The sequence below is a fragment of the Enterobacter sp. 04-C-12-SI-ECC genome, assembly GCF_047530715.1.
GTDB classification, from domain to species: Bacteria; Pseudomonadota; Gammaproteobacteria; order Enterobacterales; family Enterobacteriaceae; genus Enterobacter; species Enterobacter bugandensis.
On record NZ_JBLKDI010000017.1, the window covers coordinates 19587 to 37388 of the forward strand.

The window sequence follows — 17802 nt, forward strand, 5'->3', positions numbered from 1 at the left end:
CCGGCGTCGTTCAGAGGGAGTCAAATATCGCGCTCAGCCCGCTTCGGCGTTCCGTGCGGGTGGCAATCGCCTGTACCAGCACCCGTTCATCGGTATACAGCGACAGGCGCTGACGCGCGCGCGTAATGGCGGTATAGATCAGCTCGCGGGTAACGACGGGGGAAAGCTGTGTGGGCAGGATAAGTGCCGCATGGTTAAACTCAGAACCCTGGGATTTATGCACCGTCATCGCCCAGGCAGTTTCATGCTCGGGCAAACGGCTCGGCTGGAAGGACTTCACGCTACCGTCCGGCATCTGGAACCAGACGCGGAGCCCCTGCCCGCGATCGAGCGCAATCCCGATATCCCCGTTAAACAACCCCAGCGCGCTGTCGTTGCGGGAGATCATCACCGGCCGGCCTTCATACCAACGCGAGTGCGGAGTACGGTTGATTTTACGCTTTTGCGCCAGCAGCTGTTCCAGCCTGTCGTTCAGGCCGCTGACGCCAAAGGGCCCTTCCCTCAACGCGCAGAGCAGCTGGTATTCGCCAAACGCGGCAATGACCTGCTCCGGCGTGCTTTGCTGCTGTACGCCCGTCAGAAAATGTTGGTACCCCAGCAGGGCGTCATCCAGCATCGCCTGATACTCTTCCCCGGTTTGCAGCGATTTTTTCTCAATATCGGTAAAGGTACCGTCAAATACCGCACAGGTAGCGTGCCGGTCGCCCCGGTTCACCGCCGCCGCAAGCTGACCAATGCCGGAGTCGCTGCCAAAACGGTAGCTTTTTTGCAGCAGACACAGGCTGTCGCGCAGCGCCCCCGCAAGTAAATGGTTTTCAGCCGCGAGCGAACATCCGGTCAGGCGCGCCAGCTCCTCAGCGCGTTCAGCAGTATACCCCAGGCTGGCATAGGTGCAGATATCGCCCAGCACGGCCCCGGCCTCAACGGAGGCAAGCTGATCGCGGTCGCCGAGGAAAATGACGCGCGCGTGCGGCGGCAACGCATCAATCAAACGCGACATCATCGTCAGGTCAATCATCGACGCTTCATCAACCACCAGCACATCCAGATGCAGCGGGTTACCGGCATGGTAGCGCAGACGCTGGCTACCCGGCTGCGCGCCGAGCAAGCGGTGCAGCGTGCTGGCTTCGTTAGGGAAAAGCGCAAGCCGCTCCCCGGTAAGCGGCAGTTTTTGCAGCGCGCCGCCTAACGACTCCGTCAGACGTGCAGCCGCTTTACCGGTGGGTGCCGCCAGGCGGATACGACACTTTTGCTCACCCGATAACTGAATCAGCGCGGCAAGCAGCTTTGCCACGGTGGTCGTTTTACCGGTGCCCGGCCCGCCCGAAATCACCGATATCCGCCGCGTTAACGCCACTGCTGCCGCCACTTTCTGCCAGTCTGTCTCGTCGTCAGAGGTAAACAGCGTATCCAGCGTTTGCCGGAGCAGTGCTTCATCGCACGGGAGCGGAGCATTGGTCTCGCTGAAGAAGCGCGCCACCGTCAGTTCGTTACGCCACAGCCGGTTCAGATACAAACGTTCACCCGTCAAAATCATTGGCGTACCGGTATCGGCGCTGCTGACGGCGGGCGAGCGGAGTAATATTTCTTGCCAGTCCACTGCCTCACCCAGAAGCGCGAAACACGCCTGTAAAGCCGGCGGCATTTTCTCATCCACCACCAGACGTGAAAGCGGCAGACAGACATGCCCTTCTCCCGCATCTTTACTCAGGATCGCCGCGGCAAGCATGACGGCAGGCTCTTCGCCCGCCACCATCATGGCAAATTGTACGTCCAGGTGGCGAAGTGCACGTTGTTCAATTGCGTCCAGCAGTAGCGCCTGCATCGTCATGCTACTTCCTCCGTGCTTGCAGCAAACAGGTTATCCATCTTTTCAATCAACTCCGCAGCCGGACGGGTGCTGAAGATACCCGAACGCGGGTCGTTAGCATCCACGCCGCGCAGAAACAGGTAAATGACGCCGCCAAAATGATCTTCATAGCGATAATCGGCCATGCGATGGCGCAGGTAACGGTGCAGTGCCAGGGTGTAAAGCTGATACTGCAGATCGTAGCGATGCATTTGCATCGCTGAGGCCATTGCCTGCTGGGTATAAGCTTCGCTGTTTGCCCCCAGCCAGTTCGATTTGTAATCCAGCAGGTAGTAGCGCCCATCGTGGCGGAAAACCAGGTCGATAAAGCCTTTCAGCATCCCCTGCACCTGGCGAAAATTCAGCGGCGGACACCCGGCGGATAACGGATCGTACTCGCGGATCAGCGCATCAAGCGCCTCGGCCCTGAGCAGGCTGGCGATGGGGAGGTAAAACTCCATCTCCACCTGCTTATCTTTGGCGGTCAGCTGGCTTAGCGAGATCCCCTGCGCCGTGAGCGGCGCGTGCAGAACAGCGCGGATCCATTCAGTGAGAACCGGCTGCCACTGTGCGTCGTAGCCGCCGCTCTGTAACATCTTCAGCACCCACTCTTCTGATACCGGTTGGGTAAAATCCAGCTCTTCAAACAGGCTGTGCAAAAACGTGCCCGGCGAGGCGCCGCGCGGAAACTGATGCGGCGTGAGCGCCGGCTCGACGGGCACGCTCCCGGCCCCTGCGGCATCCACGTCCAGTTTTGGCATCAGATCCTGCGCAATACTCTGTCCGTGCTGCTGTAAACCGGAGTAACTGGTGACGCGCCAGTCGTCAGCGATTGTGCGAGCCACCTCGCGGGCATGCAGCGCTGACTCTCCCTGCTCCGGCGTCTGCCAGCGGCTGCTGTCGGGCTGGGAGGGAATATGCAGGGCAACATGCTCTGAGCAAATTGATTCGATGCACTGGCGCAGCCCTGCGGCATCTTTAGGCTCGCCGCGCTGAATAAGCCGCCCCAGCGCGCTCAGATGAAAATCACTCTCTCCGCTCTTTTCGCCACGGCGCCTGAACAGCGGCGCGACGCCCAGGGAACAGTGCCAGACCGAACGGGTCAGCGCCACATATAGCAGGCGCAGGTCTTCCGCGAGACGTTCCGCTTCGGCCAGCTCGACGCTGGACTCCGCGTTGCTGAGGTCGAGTACCGCTTCGAACGACTCGCGATCGTGATAAAAAGCCTGGTCCTGCACGCGATAATTAGCGATAAACGGCAGCCAGACCAGCGGATACTCCAGGCCTTTCGACTTGTGAATGGTGACGATCTGCACCAGATGTTTATCGCTCTCGAGGCGCATCTGCTGGCTGGAGGAATTGCTGTTCGGGTCGGCAATCTGCTGTGCCAGCCAGCGCACCAGAGCATGCTCGCTCTCCAGCTGCGTACCCGCTTCCTGGAGCAGCTCGCTGATGTGCAAAATATCGGTCAGACGGCGCTCGCCGCCCGCTGTCGCCAGCATGTTTTCCGCAATGTGACGCTGTGCCATGAGCTCGCGCACCATCGCCATCACGCCGCGCTTCTGCCATTTTTCACGGTAGCGCACAAACTCTTCTACCACGGCATCCCACGCGGATTCGTCAGTATTAAGCGCATCAATGTCACGCGCGTTCAGCCCGAGCATCGCGCTCGCTAAGGCGCTGCGGAGCGTGCTTTCACGCTCCGGGGCTAGCACAGCCTGCAGCAGCCATAGCATCTCGAGGGCTTCCAGCGTTTCAAAAACGCTGTCGCGGTTGGAGAGGTAGACGGACGGTATATTCAGTAGCGTCAGGGCGTCGCGGATAAGCGCGGCCTCCTGACGGCTGCGCACCAGCACCGTGATATCGGATGCCTTTACCGGGGCTGGTTTATTCTCCTTCCACAGCAGCGCATCGCCGCGCGCGCCTGCGCTGAGCCAGTCCCTAATTTGCGCCGCACAGTGCTGGGCCATAGCATTTTGATAGTCCGCGACGCCCCAGCCTTCCCCATCAAGTAGCCAGAAGTTCATGGCTGGCTGAGTTTCGCCATTAAACTCGAAGCGCAACGCGGTATTTTTAGGGGCGAACTTGACCGGCTGGAAAGGGATCTCCCGGAACATAAACGCCGTATCCATGCGGCTGAAGAGCGCATTGACGCTTTCCACCATGCCGGGAGAAGAGCGCCAGTTGGTGTCGAGCGTGTAGTGCGCGTCAACCTCGCTGCGGGCTTTCATGTAGGTAAAAATATCCGCACCGCGGAAGGCGTAAATGGCCTGCTTAGGATCGCCGATTAACAACAGCGCGGTGCCGGGCTGCTGGCGCCAGATACGGCGGAAAATGCGGTACTGCTGAGGGTCGGTGTCCTGAAATTCGTCAATCATCGCCACCGGGAAGCGGGTGCGAATCGCAGCGGCAAGCGCTTCGCCATTTTCACTGCACAGCGCCGCATCAAGTCGGCTCAGCATATCGTCGAACCCCAGCTCGCCCCGGCGACGCTTTTCACGCGCGACGGCGTCGCGGATCTCCGTCATGGCGCGAGTGATCATCAGATCGTTGAGCGTCAGGGGCTCCGCCAGCAGGGCTTCAATCGCCAGAAACAGGGGATGTTCAGGTACGATACCGTCGGCTTTGGTCCGCTCAACCAAGAAACGCCGGGAGAATTTCTCCAGCGCATCCGGGAGCTGGTAACCGCGCGTCTCTTCCTGCGCCCACGCGCTGATTTTCTCGATCCATTTGCCCTGGTTGCCGCGATTGAACTTACGTCGATCGATCCCGGAATTCTCGAGGATGGCGTCAATCTCACCGACTGACTCCATCCACTTTTGCTTGATGTCGGCAATTTTCGCGATGATTTTTTCATGCCGCGAGGCCAGGGTTTCATCTGCTGGCGGCGGGGATTTGATGACCGGCGCCTCACCCTGCAGATAACGATCGATGGCGCGCAGCAGCGCCTCCGGGCCTTTCCATAACGCATGTACCGCTTCGGCGATATCCCGCTGTAACGGATAGCAGTGGCGACGCCAGAAATCCGCGCAGGCCTGATAGCGAAGCACGGATTCATCTTCAATAAGCTGCTGCTCAAACAGCATGCCGGATTCAAACGCATTCAGGCTCAGCATGCGCTGGCAAAAACCGTGAATGGTGAAGACGGATGCTTCGTCCATCTGCCTTTCTGCGAGGAGCAGCCACTGGGCTGCCTGTTGCTTATCGGCAATCTCTTCCAGAAGGCTCGCGTAAAGAGGGTTATCCGTGCTTTGGCGCAGACAGGCGATGCGCAGTTCGTGGATATTGGTCCGAATACGGCCGCGCAGCTCAGCGGTGGCGGCCTCGGTAAAGGTAACAACCAGCAGCTCTTCAACGCTCAAAGGACGAGGAAAAGCGGCGTTACCGCCAAGCCCTAACAGCAGGCGCAGATAGAGCGCGGCGATGGTGAAGGTTTTTCCCGTTCCCGCTGAGGCTTCAATCAATCGTTCACCCTGCAGAGGTAAACGTAAGGGATCAAGGGACTCAGCGGTATCGGTCATTCTTTCTTACTCCAGGGCATAGATTGCTGCAACGCGCTGACGCTCTTCCAGACTTTCCAGCCTTTAGGGTTCACGTAGTCCGTTTTCCCGTTCTGGCTACCGGAAACCTGAGACAGGATAGTGATGCCCTGCGGCTTAATCACGGCCTGATGGAAGAAATCGGCAGCCTTCTGCGGCGTCAGCTGTTTTATCTCGGCCACTACTTTATCACGCGAATCAAATTTCAGATTACCGCGATCGAAATCTTTGCTCAGCTGCGACGCCTCTTCGCCCAGCGTCTGCGGCGGCTGCATCACCTGCGCGATGACGGCCTGCTGGATCTGAGCAAACTCTTCCGGCTTCATGGCCCGCAGTTTTGCTTCCACCTGCGGGAAGAACGCCTGATAGCGGTGCCAGAGATAGGCCGGCTGTTTGTCGCTGCTTTGCAGCAGGAAGCCCAGCCCCCATTGACGCCCCACGTTCATTGAGAAAGCAAATACCGCATAGCCAAGCTGCTCTTCTGTGCGCAGCTGGTTATAGAACCACGGCTGAATAATCTGACCCAGAACGGCGCTCTGCGCAGAGCTTGCGAATTCATCATAGCCCGTTGGCACAAACACCGCGGCCAGCGCGGAATCGGTGCTGCTCCCCGCTTTTTCAAAGATCACATTCTGTTTTTTCTCAACCAGCACGTCCTGGTTACGGCACCACTCGTCCCCTTTCGAACCGAGCTGCGTGCGAACATTTTCTGCCAGCGTTTTGGCCTGATCTTCGCTCATGTTGCCGACGATAAGAAACTCCGGGCGCGTGTTGGTTTTTAGCAAGTCACGGTAAGCCAGCACCTCTTTTAATGAGATTGATGGCAGCAAGGCACGGCGTTCTTCACGCTGGAAATAAGGTATTTGCGACAGCATTTGCGCCGGCATAAGCGCCTGATCGTAAGCTTTGCCCTTTTCTGCAGAATCCATCATCTGCGCATACCAGGATTTAGCCTGCTCAAGCTGCTCTTCCGTTGGCGTGTAGCTGAAGTAACCCTCGAGCAGTGCCTTGAAAAGCTGAGGCAGACGCTGAGTATAGCCATTTGCATTAAGCATCAAACCGTTGTTGGCGTTGGTGGAGAAGCTGATCCCGCCCACGGCCGCCTGGTTGCTGAGCTGATCGAGCGCAATACCGGCCAGATAGTCATTGAGCGCGAACATCACCTGATTTTTGGCGCTGTTCATCGCTTTCGGGTTACGCAGGACCACGCTGACATCGGCCTTTGGCTCGCTCGCAAAATAACGGCTTGGGGTATACACCACGCGCAGCGTCGGTTCATCAATAATGAGCTCCGGGTGCGGATAATCCTTAGTCGTTTTGATCAGCGAGAAATCATCCGGGATATAGGGGTTCAGCTCCGGCAGCTTCAACGCAATCTCACCGGCCTTCTTCTGCCAGTCGGCGAAGGTCTGGTCGCTGATTTTGTCTACCTGATAAGGGGCATCAACAAAGTATGCCGTCTTGTTATGCGGTTCGTTCGGGCTGATGTACCAGATGCGGGCATTTTGCGGCGTCATCATCGCCAGGCGCGCTTTTACCGCCTCGGCATCATAACGATCGGCAATATTGACCGCGTCGAGCGTGTGCGCCACCGGCACGCGGATCATGGTATCCGCCAGCCACTCCACGTAATCCATATCGCGGGTAATGGAAGGGTAACGGAAATCGAGATCCAGCACGTGCGCCAGTTCATCAAAATAGCGCTTATCGACGCCTTTCTCGCGCAGTAAAGAGAGGTAGCTAAAGATAGCCGCCACCACTTCATCACGGTTGGCCTGACCTTTGTCGGTCAGGGTGGCGGAGATCGCCAGCACGCCGCTGTTGCCGTTTACCACGGGATCGGAATCGGCGCGGATCCCTTCCACCAGCCCCTGTTTTTGCAGCCAGTCAGATAAGGTTCCCGGGCTGCGGTTACCAATCAGGTAGGTCACCAGCTCGTCGGTTTTACTGCGAAACTGGGCTGTGTTGTTATCAATGCGGAACTCAACGCGCAGCACTTTGCGGGGCATGGCAGGGACGTAGTGGATGACGATCCCTTTTTGCGCGTCCGTGACAACCGGTACGTCTATCTTCGGCAGGTCAATATTTTTATTCGGCACCCGGCCAAACGTTTGTGCCGCCAGTCCGGCAAGCTCCGGCAACGGTTTGTTGCTGTAAATAACCGCCTTCATCAGGTTGGCGGAGTAGTATTTGTCACGAAACGCATGCAGGGCGTCAATGACCGGGCTTCCCGGTTTATCGCTCAGCGTCTCCAGGTTACCGCCCGAGAAACGTGAGCCCGGATGCGCCGGGTTGATGGTCTCGGCGCTGACCTGCGCCATACGCATACCGTCCCGGGTACGGGCCATAGTCAGCTCCGCATTGACGGCATTGCGCTCGCGGTCGGCGTATTTTTTATCCAGCAGCGGCGCGGCGATAGCATCGGCAAGACGATCAACCGCCCCTGCCAGCGCGTCATTTTCGACTTCGAGATAAAAGGCCGTGCGGTACGGTGCCGTGCTGGCGTTGTGGCTGCCGCCGTGCATTTTCAGGAATTCAGAAAGGCTATCCGGCTGCGGATATTTTTTAGAGCCCATCAGCGTCATGTGTTCGAGGTAATGCGCCAGCCCCGGATGCGCCTCAGGATCTTCCAGCGATCCAACCGGCACCACTAACGCCGAGAGGGATTTCACCGCCTGCGGATCGGAAACCAGCAGCACGGTCATACCGTTATCAAGGCGGATAGCCTGATACTGACGGGTATCTTTTTCGCTCTTACGGATAGTTTCCTGAACGGGTTGCCAACCGGAGTCTGCGTGAGTGACGGGTGCCCAGAGGGCGAAAAACAAAACAAACGCTTTAAACAAGGTGCTGCCTGGCATTACGACCTCTTTATCACGGCTACATCATTAACAAACTGCGTGCTGGACACGCCAACATCTCATTCTTTGGGTACATCAGTCCGTGATAAGAAGTGCATCATAAATGAACACCCCATACTGCGCAATTTTTATACAGCGCTCAGGACTGATTAAACTTAAACAACGGTAACAGGTAGCGCTGTGCCTCTTCCGTAATAGCCTCGAAGTATTCTGGCTCAAGCGTTCGCCATAGACGTTGATACCAGACATCCTCACCTTCACCGCGTACCATCATGTTTCCTTCATAGGCCTGCATAAATTTACTGCGCGCTTTCTGCAGCGAAGCCTCATCCGTTAACATCGCATCATTCTGCGCGTCATAACAGGCTTTTATCCACGCACCGCCACTTTCGGGCAGTAACAGGAGGGGTTTGTTCATTCCCTGAAGATAGCCCTCAATATACAAGGACAGATAGCGTAACGCCTGTTCTGCCTCCATGGGTGGGAAGCGCCATTCGCCCTCTTTGCGCACGAAGATCCGGCTTTCACCTTTATTCCCACCCGCACTGTAGACAAGATGTTCCAGCCAGAGTTGCAATCCTTGTGAAACGCTGAGCAGAGAAGGCCGCCAGCGCAGTAGCCCATCTGGCTGAACCTGGGTTAGCCAGCCCGTGAGCTGTATGCCCTTGCAGCTGAGATCGATTTCGATGCTGTGTCCGGGCTGGCGGTGCTCCCTGACGCGCTCCGCCAGAGCGGTCATCTCCTGGCACTGCGCCTCCCAGACGATTTCCCCAAACGCACCGTAAGGTAGTTGTCCTGCGGCACGGTAGCGGCGGTAAAGTTTGTCTGCATCTTCCTCTTCAACCAGCGCATTAAGCAGCTGGAGGTTTAGCTGATAGCGCTCCAGCCCTTCCAGAGTAAAGGGTTCTGCATCAGGAATTTCGCTCTCTTCAGAGCGGAAGTTGACCTGTAATCGCTGCTGGAAGAAGGCGCGCACCGGATGCGCCCAAAACCGCTGAAGCTGTTCGAAAGTCAGAGTATTAATGGGCAGCGGATCAAGCGGCTGAATAAAATCCGTATGGGCTCTCCCCTCTTTTTTCGCTGCTGGCAGCCATTCGCGGGCATAGCTCTGCTGTTCGCTGACAATATAGTTTACCGGGTCAAACGGCATGCGGCTGTGGATACAGGTAATGTGCGCCTTCACCCGCTGCTCGCTTTCATCGCAGTTAAGCGCCTCATCCCCAGCCAGATAGTGGCTCTGGCCGATATAGTCCACCAGTTCCTGCACTAGAACGGAGGGGAAGCGCTCGCTGTTGTCCTGAATGGAGCGACCGATATAGCTGATATAGAGCTTACTTTGAGCGGAGATGAGCGCTTCAAGGAAGAGATAGCGGTCATCATCACGACGGCTACGGTCCCCCCGCTTTGGATCTGCGTTCATCAAATCGAACCCCAGCGGTGCCAGGGCCCGAGGATAAATACCGTCGTTCATGCCGAGCAGGCAGACCACCTTAAAGGGAATTGAGCGCATTGGCATCAGGGTACAGATATTGATGGGGCCTGCCAGGAAACGCTGGCTGATTCGCTCCTGGTCAAGGCGCTGCGTCAACTCATCTCTCAGCAGCGACAAAGGAATCGCTTCGCGATAGTGGGAATTCACGCCCTCGTCAACGATAGCCTGCCACTGCGTTTCAATGAGCGCCATCGCCGCTTCGGTGTCGTTGTCTGGCAGGAAGAAATCATTAAGTAACGCCCTGCACACCGGGAGCCACTCTTCAAGCGGACGCGGCTGCATTAGCTCACGGCGCCAGCGGTTAAGCTGCATCAGCAGAGAAGCTAAATGCCCTACCAGGTCAGCAATCAAACCGCTGGACTCATCGTAAGGCAACACTTCGTTCCACTCGCCCTGGCTGCTCTCCATGGCGTAGCCCAGCAGCATACGCGTCAGGCCAAACCGCCAGGTATGCTGGCCGGTTGGGGGAAGCTCGAACTCCTGGACGTTATCGTCATCGATGCCCCAGCGAACGCCTGATTCGTTTACCCACTGGCGAAGATAGCGCAGCCCTTCTTCATTGATGTTGAAGCGGGCTGCCAGCACGGGAACATCCAGTAGCGCCAGAACATCTTCGGAGATAAACCGGCTATCCGGCAGTGAAAGCAGGGTGATAAATGCCTGCAATGCCGGGTGCGACTGACGGGCACGACGGTCAGAGATGGCGTAAGGCAGATATCGCTCACCCGTCGCACTGCCGAAGACGGCCTGAATAAAGGGACTGTAGCTGTCGATGTCCGCCACCATCACCACGATATCGCGCGGCGTCAGTTCAGGGTCGTCCTGCAGCATCGCCAGCAGTCGATCGTGAAGCACTTCGACCTCACGCTGCGGGCTATGACAAACATGGATCGTGATACTGCGATCCTCAGCGTCCAGCTTCCGCTTGCTGTCGCTGCGCTCAAACTCTTTCGCCGTCACGCCCATGACGGCGCGGTTCTCCAGATCCAGAATATCTAACTGAATATTGTGCAGCAGACTATCCGGGGCGATCTCGACAAAGGCGTCAACGTCACCTTCGCCTGATGACGTAATATCGGAGAGCATGTGAATGTAATCACGCCCCAGCTTCCCCCATGAGGCAAGCAGTGGATTGGGCAGGTTCTGGATGCCGTCTTCATCAAAAAGCTGCCCGGCAGTCGAGCCGTCTTTAAACAGCGGGACGGATCGTTCTTCAAAAAGGCGCTTTCGCTGGCGAGTCACCAGCCGCGCAAGCCAACGTTCGTCGAGGATATCCCCCCAATACTGTCGGCAAGGGTTGGTGAACAAAATATGAATATCGATATGTTTACCCAGCGCATTCAACGCTTTCAGATAAACAGGCGGTAATGCGGATATCCCACAGATAAAAACGCGTGACGGCAGTCGGGCTGGACGCGCCGACGCATTCTCGAGTATTGAGATAAACCGATCGTACAGGTTGGCACGGTGCCACTTAGGCTGCCCAAGTTTCTCCGTATGCTCGACCAGCGCTTTCCAAAGCGGTGCCTGCCATATTTGCGCCTCCGGTAACCCTTCAACCAGTTCGCCCGCTTCCCAGCGAATTAACCAGTCAGAACGGTAAACAAGGTATTGGTCGTAGAGATCCGCGGTACGCGACGCCAGCTGGAACAGCTTGCGCTTATCGGTATCGTCATTGAGGTAGTGGCGCAGCATGGCGAATTCATCGTGCTGGAGCATCTCCGGCAGCAGCGCCATCAGCTTCCAGCTCATGCCCTGCTTGTTGAAGGCGCTCTGCTCGGGGATGTCCGGTAACACGCGAACAAACATCTCCCAGATAAAGCTCGCGGGCAGCGGGAAATCAATATTCGCGGCAATGCCAAACTTACGGGAAAGCGACATTTGCAGCCACTGTGCCATACCGGTGCTCTGCACCAGCACCATTTCAGGCTCAAAAGGATCGTCGAGCCGCTCGCGCTCAACGATAAATTCCATCAGTGCTTCCAGCACATCCAGACGATTTGAGTGGTAGACCCTTAACATAGACGCTCCCGACTACTGGCTAACCGGGCAATGCAGACGCGTTATTTCACCGCGTCGCCCCAGAGGAGAAATAAGTGTAACCGTGATGCTGACACATCCTGCGTGCGTTGTCTGCACCCGACTGGCCTGCCAGCCTGCGGGCAGAACATTTGTTGAGAGCTGAGCCTGATTCCAGGCGTGGTGCCAGAGCTGACGATACTGGTTAAACAGCGTAAACCGCGCCGCCAGCGCCCGATGATAGCCGGCCAGTGCCGTGACGATGATGACCAGCAGCAGCATCGCCAGCAGAACCTCAACCATGCTAAATCCTTTTTCTTTGCTTACGGCAGCTGGCATAGCGAACGTTCCTTTAGCGGACAAAAATCACTCCAGCCGTGAGGCGAAAAGCGAATATTACCGTCAATAATCTCTCCTGAACGCCAGAGCAGCAGGTCGTTGGCTCCGGCAATCAGTAAAACAGTGGTCTCACTCAGCCGCCGCAAACACACTTGCCGCGCGAATGCCTTTTTGCACTGGACTTCAGGATCGGGTGACCAGCTCTGAACGCGTCCCCACTCAAGCGCTGATTGTACAGAAGCCTGCTGCTGCAGCGAACGGCTCTCACCGCCAACGAGCGCGCTGAACGTTGTCAGCTGCTGGTTAAGGCCGGTGAGGATCAGCGTACCAAGCACCAGTAAAAGTAGAACCAGCGCCAGCGAAGACATACCGCGTTGACGGTTCACAGGTTGTACCCCGTGACCGTATACAAAGCCTGATAAGGCTCTCCTTGATCGCCGTTGCGCAGGGCGGACAGTTCGATATTCAGCTCCGGCGCAAACCCGGTGTGTGTTACTTTCCTCACCACAAAATGCGCGATGGCGAGCCTGTCCGGGTCCGTGAGCTTTTCCCATCCCTGACCTTCACACGAGGTTGCCCCACGAAGCGTTTCCAGCGCGCCCGATTCCAGACGAAAACCGGTGCTGTCGTTTTCTGATGCACTGCGATCCCAGCGACCGTTACTGTTGGCATCCCACCGAACAATGACGCAGCTGCCCTGCCTTGCGATCGCCAGCCCTTGCCCCTGGCAGTTCCCCGCACAGTAACCCGCACGCTGAAGCTGTTTGCCGAGAGCAAACAGGCGCTGCCAGACCTCTTCTTCCAGCTCTCTCTGGCCGGATTGCAGTAATACCGCCTGATGCAATCCGGGTAGAAAGCGCGATGCGCCAATCAACAACAGGCTACTGATGGCCGTAGCAATCAGAACTTCTGTCAGCGAGAATCCGCGTTGTCTCATCGACATGAACCTCCTTGTGAGACCTTACACATTCTGATGCGCCCTCCGTCTGAGACCAGGATAAGCCATTCTCCGGCACGGCTTTGCAGGCGTATCCGTCCTGCCCATGCCGTATCCCTTAACCCATAGAACCCTAATGACGGTGTGACCTCGCTCACCGCGACCTCTGGCCAGAGTGGAATCAGAACAAAGGGGCTGCCCTTCTCACAGCCTTGCACGGCAGCGCTCACCAGACACTGCTGTCCCCCAACCCGCAGCTGGGTTATGTGATGGTCGCGGTTGTAGCGGTTGGCATGGTTGCGCAGAAACACCAGATAGTCGCGCACCTGGCCGGCGGTTTGCCACAGCCGCTGCTGCCGCTGCCAGCTGTCCCAGCCGTACAGACCTGAGGCGCTGAGTATGACAACCAGCGAGACTGCCACCAGCGTTTCGATAAGCGTAAAGCCGTTCTCTTTTTTCATGCGGGAAGTGTGGCGATTCGCCGTGGGCGTGGCGAGCGGTGAATAATGGTTTTACGAGGCGTTATCCGAAGTATCAGGAGAGTTGCAGCGCGTTGCACGTTTTCTGGATAACGCCTCGGAAAACGGAATAAAGACGAAAAAAAACCGGCGCTAAATAGCACCGGTTATGTCACGCTTTACCGCATCAGATAGCGACGGGCGCTTTGATGCCAGGGTGCGGGTCGTAGCCCTCAATCTCAAAATCATCAAAGCGGTAATCGAAGATCGATTCCGGTTTGCGTTTGATAATCAGCTTCGGCAACGCGCGCGGTTCACGAGTGAGCTGAAGATGCGTCTGTTCCATATGATTGCTGTAAAGATGGGTGTCCCCACCTGTCCAGACGAAATCACCCACTTCCAGGTCGCACTGCTGCGCCATCATGTGGACTAACAGCGCATAGCTGGCAATGTTAAACGGCAGGCCGAGGAACACGTCACAGGAGCGCTGGTAGAGCTGGCAGGAGAGCTTGCCGTCTGCGACATAGAACTGGAAGAACGCGTGGCACGGAGCCAGCGCCATTTTATCCAGCTCGCCCACGTTCCAGGCGGAAACGATAATTCGGCGCGAGTCCGGATCGTTTTTCAGCTGGTTCATCACGGTGGTGATCTGGTCAATATGGCGGCCATCAGGCGTTGGCCATGCGCGCCACTGCTTGCCGTAAACCGGGCCCAGGTTGCCGTTTTCATCTGCCCATTCGTCCCAGATAGAGACGTTATTTTCGTGCAGATACGTAACGTTGGTGTCGCCTTGCAGGAACCAGAGCAGTTCATGAATGATCGAGCGCAGGTGGCAGCGCTTCGTCGTCACCAGAGGGAAGCCTTCTTGCAGATTGAAGCGCATCTGGTGGCCAAAAATGGAGAGCGTACCGGTACCGGTACGGTCGTTTTTCGGCGTGCCCTCATCGAGCACTTTTTTCATCAATTCAAGATACTGTTTCATGGTTCCTCAGGAAAGTTGTTGCTGTGGACGACGACGATACGCCCAAATCATCATAATGGCACCCGCGACAATCATCGGAATGGAGAGGATCTGCCCCATGCTGATGTACTGTACCCATTCGCCGGTAAACTGCGCATCCGGCTGGCGGAAGAATTCAACGATAATGCGGAACGCGCCATAGCCAATCAGGAACAGTCCGGAAACAGCTCCCATCGGGCGCGGCTTGCGAATAAACAGGTTGAGGATGATAAACAGCACCACGCCTTCCAGCGCCAGTTCATACAGCTGGGACATATGACGCGGCAGCACGCCGTAGGTATCGAAAATGGACTGCCACTCCGGGTGCGACGGCAGCAGCGCGATATCCTCCGCGCGGGAGCCCGGGAAGAGCATCGTGTACGGTACGCTTGGGTCAACGCGGCCCCACAGTTCACCGTTAATAAAGTTGCCCAGACGACCCGCCCCCAGACCAAACGGGATCAGCGGTGCGATAAAATCTGACACCTGGAAGAAGTTGCGTTTGGTGCGTTTGGCAAAAATCACCATCACCAGGATCACCCCAATCAGGCCGCCATGGAAGGACATGCCGCCGTCCCAGACGCGGAACAGGTAGAGGGGATCGTTCAGGAACACCGGGAAGTTATAGAACAGTACATACCCAATACGGCCACCGAGGAACACGCCGAGGAAGCCCGCGTACAGCAGGTTTTCAACTTCGTTTTTGGTCCAGCCGCTGCCAGGACGGCTGGCGCGACGGCCCGCGAGCCACATGGCAAAAATAAAGCCCACCAGGTACATCAGACCGTACCAGTGAAGCGAAACAGGTCCTACTGAGAAAATGACCGGATCAAATTCCGGAAAATGCAGATAACCACTGTTCATCTGTCACCACAAGATGTTGTTATTCCGCTGAAAGTGGACAGCGGTAGACATGCGATTCTGCCTTAAGCAGAGGCTCCAAAGTTGCGAATCATAGCATAAGGCGGGCGCGGAGGATGCGCCAGAGATGTAAAAGATGTGTATAGGTTTTTGTGCGCACTGGCGCCCTCTCCACAAGGAGAGGACGAAAGACGATTAGCGACCACCGCGGATCAGGCCGCCCATACCGCGCCGTTCCATAAATGCCGCCACCTGGTGACGAACCTCTGCGGCCAGCTGCGCCTCAAGGCTGCGCTCAGCCAGCTCGCGGGCATCATTGATGTCGATATGCCGCAACAAATACTTCACGCGCGCTACTGCGCGGCCGTTCATTGACAGATGGCGATACCCCAGACCAATCAGGATCGCGACGCACATAGAGTCTCCGGCCATTTCACCGCACAGGCGGAGATCAATACCGTACTGTTCAGCCTCACGGGCAATCATCGCCAGCGCGCGAATGATCGCCGGGTGCAGGCTATCGTAGATACTGGCGACGCGGGTGTTGTTCCGGTCGACGGCCAGAATATATTGCGTCAGGTCGTTGGTACCGACAGAGATAAAATCAACGCGATTTGCCAGCTGCGGCAGCATAAAGACCATAGATGGCACTTCGAGCATGACGCCGATCCGTGGTTTCGGGATCGCATAGCCAATCATCTCTTCCACTTCACGACCAGCACGTTCGATCAGGCGCCGCGCTTCGTCGATTTCATCTATGCTGGTGACCATCGGCAGCAGGATACTGAGATTGCCCGTCGCGGCGTTAGCGCGCAGCATCGCGCGCACCTGGATCAGGAAGATCTCCGGCTGATCGAGCGTAATGCGGATCCCGCGCCAGCCCAGACACGGGTTCTCTTCGCTGATGGGCATATACGGCAGCTGTTTATCCGCCCCGACATCCAGGGTTCGCAGGGTGACAGGCTTGTCGTTGAACATCTGCAACATCCCCTGATACTGCGCCACCTGCTCCTCTTCGGAGGGGAAACCGCTCTGCAGCATGAAGGGGATTTCAGTGCGGTATAAACCGATCCCGTCGATGCGGCTGCCAAGCTTCTCTTCGTGCTCGGGGCTTAAGCCGGCGTTGAGCATGACTTTGATCCGCTCTCCGCTTTTCAGCTGCGCGGGCAGGTTAACGTCATCTTCCGCCAGCTTGCTTAATTCATTCTCTTCGCTGATGAGACGCTGATATTCCTGGAGCAGAACCGGCTCAGGATCGACCAGCAGTTCACCGCGGTAACCATCAACCACCAGCGTGCGGCGGTGCAGCACCGAGGGCTGAATATCCGCCCCCATAACGGTGGGGATACCGAGCGCGCGCACCATAATGGCGGCATGGGAGTTCGCTGCACCATCACGTACGACAACCCCGGCGAGTCTGTCCTGCGGCAGCTCGGCCAGCGTTGTTGCCGAAAGTTCATCGGCCACCAGCACAAACCGTTTTGGCCAGGCATTCGGCCCCTGAATGGTGTCATCGAGGTGGAACAGCAGGCGCTGTCCCAGCGCGCGGAGATCTCCCGCCCGCTCTTTCAGATAACCGTCGGTCAGTGCAGCGAACTGCTCGGCAAATTTTTCGATGACCTTTTTAACCGCCCACTCCGCGACTGCGCCTTTATCAACCTCAGCAAAAAGCTCACGGCGCAGACGCGCGTCGGAAAGCAGGTGCGAGTAGAGGTCGAAGATGGCCGCCGTCTCTTTTTGCGCACCAGCGGCAAAGCGCTTGCTGTAGCGACGGAACTCATTGGCCGCCTCTTCCAGCGCGGCGGTAAGACGCTCGCGCTCCAGCGCTTCATCAAGCGTAGAGGCTTCGTAGACCTGCTCCATCAATGGCAGCGTGGCGTCCATCCAGCCTTCCGCAATCGCCACCCCTGGCGATGCCGGAAGGGCGCGAATGCGCGTATGGCGGTACTGACCAAAGAGCGCAGCAAGCTGAGACTGAGAGAGGATCGCCGCCATCTGTGTCGCCAGCGTGACGAGGAAGGACTCTTCGCTTTCATCATACTGACGCAGCTCGCGCTGCTGGACGACCAGCACACCGAGTAGCTGACGACGCTGAATAATCGGCACACCCAGAAACGCGCGGAAGCGTTCTTCTTTTACGGAAGGGATGTATTTAAAGCTGGGGTGTTTTTGCGCGTCGGCAAGGTTGATAGGTTCAGCCAGCCGCCCAACCAGACCGACGATACCTTCATCAAATGCGAGCGTTACGGTGCGCCCCCGCGGCTTTTTCAAACCGCGGGTCGCCATCAGGTAATAGCAGCGCCGATCGTGGTCGGCCAGATACACCGAACAGACCTCGGTCTCCATCGCAAGACAGATGTCAGTGACCAAAATATTCAGCGCCTCGTTGAGGCGCGGAGCGCTGGCCACCTTCTCGACTATTTCTCGCAAGCGGGTGAGCATGATTT

The 17802-nt window shown here is 57.1% G+C and carries 11 protein-coding genes; all 11 read right to left on the reverse strand.

Going from position 1 to position 17802, the window contains the following annotated elements; translation table 11 throughout:
• Positions 1-10: 10 nt before the first annotated feature.
• The 11 genes from recD to ptsP all read right to left on the reverse strand — a co-directional run bounded on the left by recD (position 11) and on the right by ptsP (position 17797).
• Complete coding sequence (recD, locus tag ACMWL8_RS18825; RefSeq protein WP_045260899.1) at positions 11-1831, reverse strand: exodeoxyribonuclease V subunit alpha; 1821 nt, start codon at positions 1829-1831, stop codon at positions 11-13.
• Positions 1828-5370, reverse strand: coding sequence for an exodeoxyribonuclease V subunit beta (gene recB / locus ACMWL8_RS18830; RefSeq protein ID WP_045260900.1), 3543 nt, complete (start codon positions 5368-5370; stop codon positions 1828-1830). Before recB ends, recD begins: the two co-directional genes overlap by 4 nt.
• A complete protein-coding gene (gene ptrA / locus ACMWL8_RS18835) occupies positions 5367-8249 on the reverse strand; it encodes a pitrilysin (protein ID WP_045260901.1) in 2883 nt (960 codons plus the stop codon). Before ptrA ends, recB begins: the two co-directional genes overlap by 4 nt.
• 139 nt (positions 8250-8388) lie before the next feature.
• Positions 8389-11763, reverse strand: coding sequence for an exodeoxyribonuclease V subunit gamma (gene recC / locus ACMWL8_RS18840; RefSeq protein WP_045260902.1), 3375 nt, complete (start codon positions 11761-11763; stop codon positions 8389-8391).
• Between the two features lie 12 nt (positions 11764-11775).
• Positions 11776-12099 carry a prepilin-type N-terminal cleavage/methylation domain-containing protein gene (locus ACMWL8_RS18845; protein WP_028014280.1) on the reverse strand — a complete coding sequence of 108 codons (324 nt, stop codon included), beginning with the start codon at positions 12097-12099 and terminating at the stop codon, positions 11776-11778.
• On the reverse strand, positions 12084-12485 hold the full coding sequence (locus tag ACMWL8_RS18850) for a DUF2509 family protein (RefSeq protein WP_045260903.1): 402 nt from the start codon (positions 12483-12485) through the stop codon (positions 12084-12086). The genes ACMWL8_RS18845 and ACMWL8_RS18850 overlap by 16 nt, the downstream gene beginning before the upstream one ends.
• Positions 12482-13042, reverse strand: coding sequence for a prepilin peptidase-dependent protein (locus ACMWL8_RS18855; RefSeq protein ID WP_045260904.1), 561 nt, complete (start codon positions 13040-13042; stop codon positions 12482-12484). The genes ACMWL8_RS18850 and ACMWL8_RS18855 overlap by 4 nt, the downstream gene beginning before the upstream one ends.
• Positions 13033-13497, reverse strand: a complete 465-nt coding sequence (locus ACMWL8_RS18860) for a prepilin peptidase-dependent protein (RefSeq protein WP_045260905.1) — start codon at positions 13495-13497, stop codon at positions 13033-13035. Before ACMWL8_RS18860 ends, ACMWL8_RS18855 begins: the two co-directional genes overlap by 10 nt.
• Positions 13498-13681: 184 nt before the next feature.
• Positions 13682-14476, reverse strand: a complete 795-nt coding sequence (gene thyA, locus ACMWL8_RS18865; RefSeq protein WP_045260906.1) for a thymidylate synthase — start codon at positions 14474-14476, stop codon at positions 13682-13684.
• 6 nt (positions 14477-14482) lie between these two features.
• Entirely contained in the window at positions 14483-15358 is an 876-nt protein-coding gene (gene lgt / locus ACMWL8_RS18870; RefSeq protein ID WP_028014284.1) for a prolipoprotein diacylglyceryl transferase, read from the reverse strand.
• 192 nt (positions 15359-15550) lie between these two features.
• The gene (ptsP, locus tag ACMWL8_RS18875; protein ID WP_028014285.1) at positions 15551-17797 is read right to left on the reverse strand and encodes a phosphoenolpyruvate--protein phosphotransferase; all 2247 of its coding nucleotides are present in this window, start codon (positions 17795-17797) and stop codon (positions 15551-15553) included.
• Between the last annotated feature and the right edge of the window lie 5 nt (positions 17798-17802).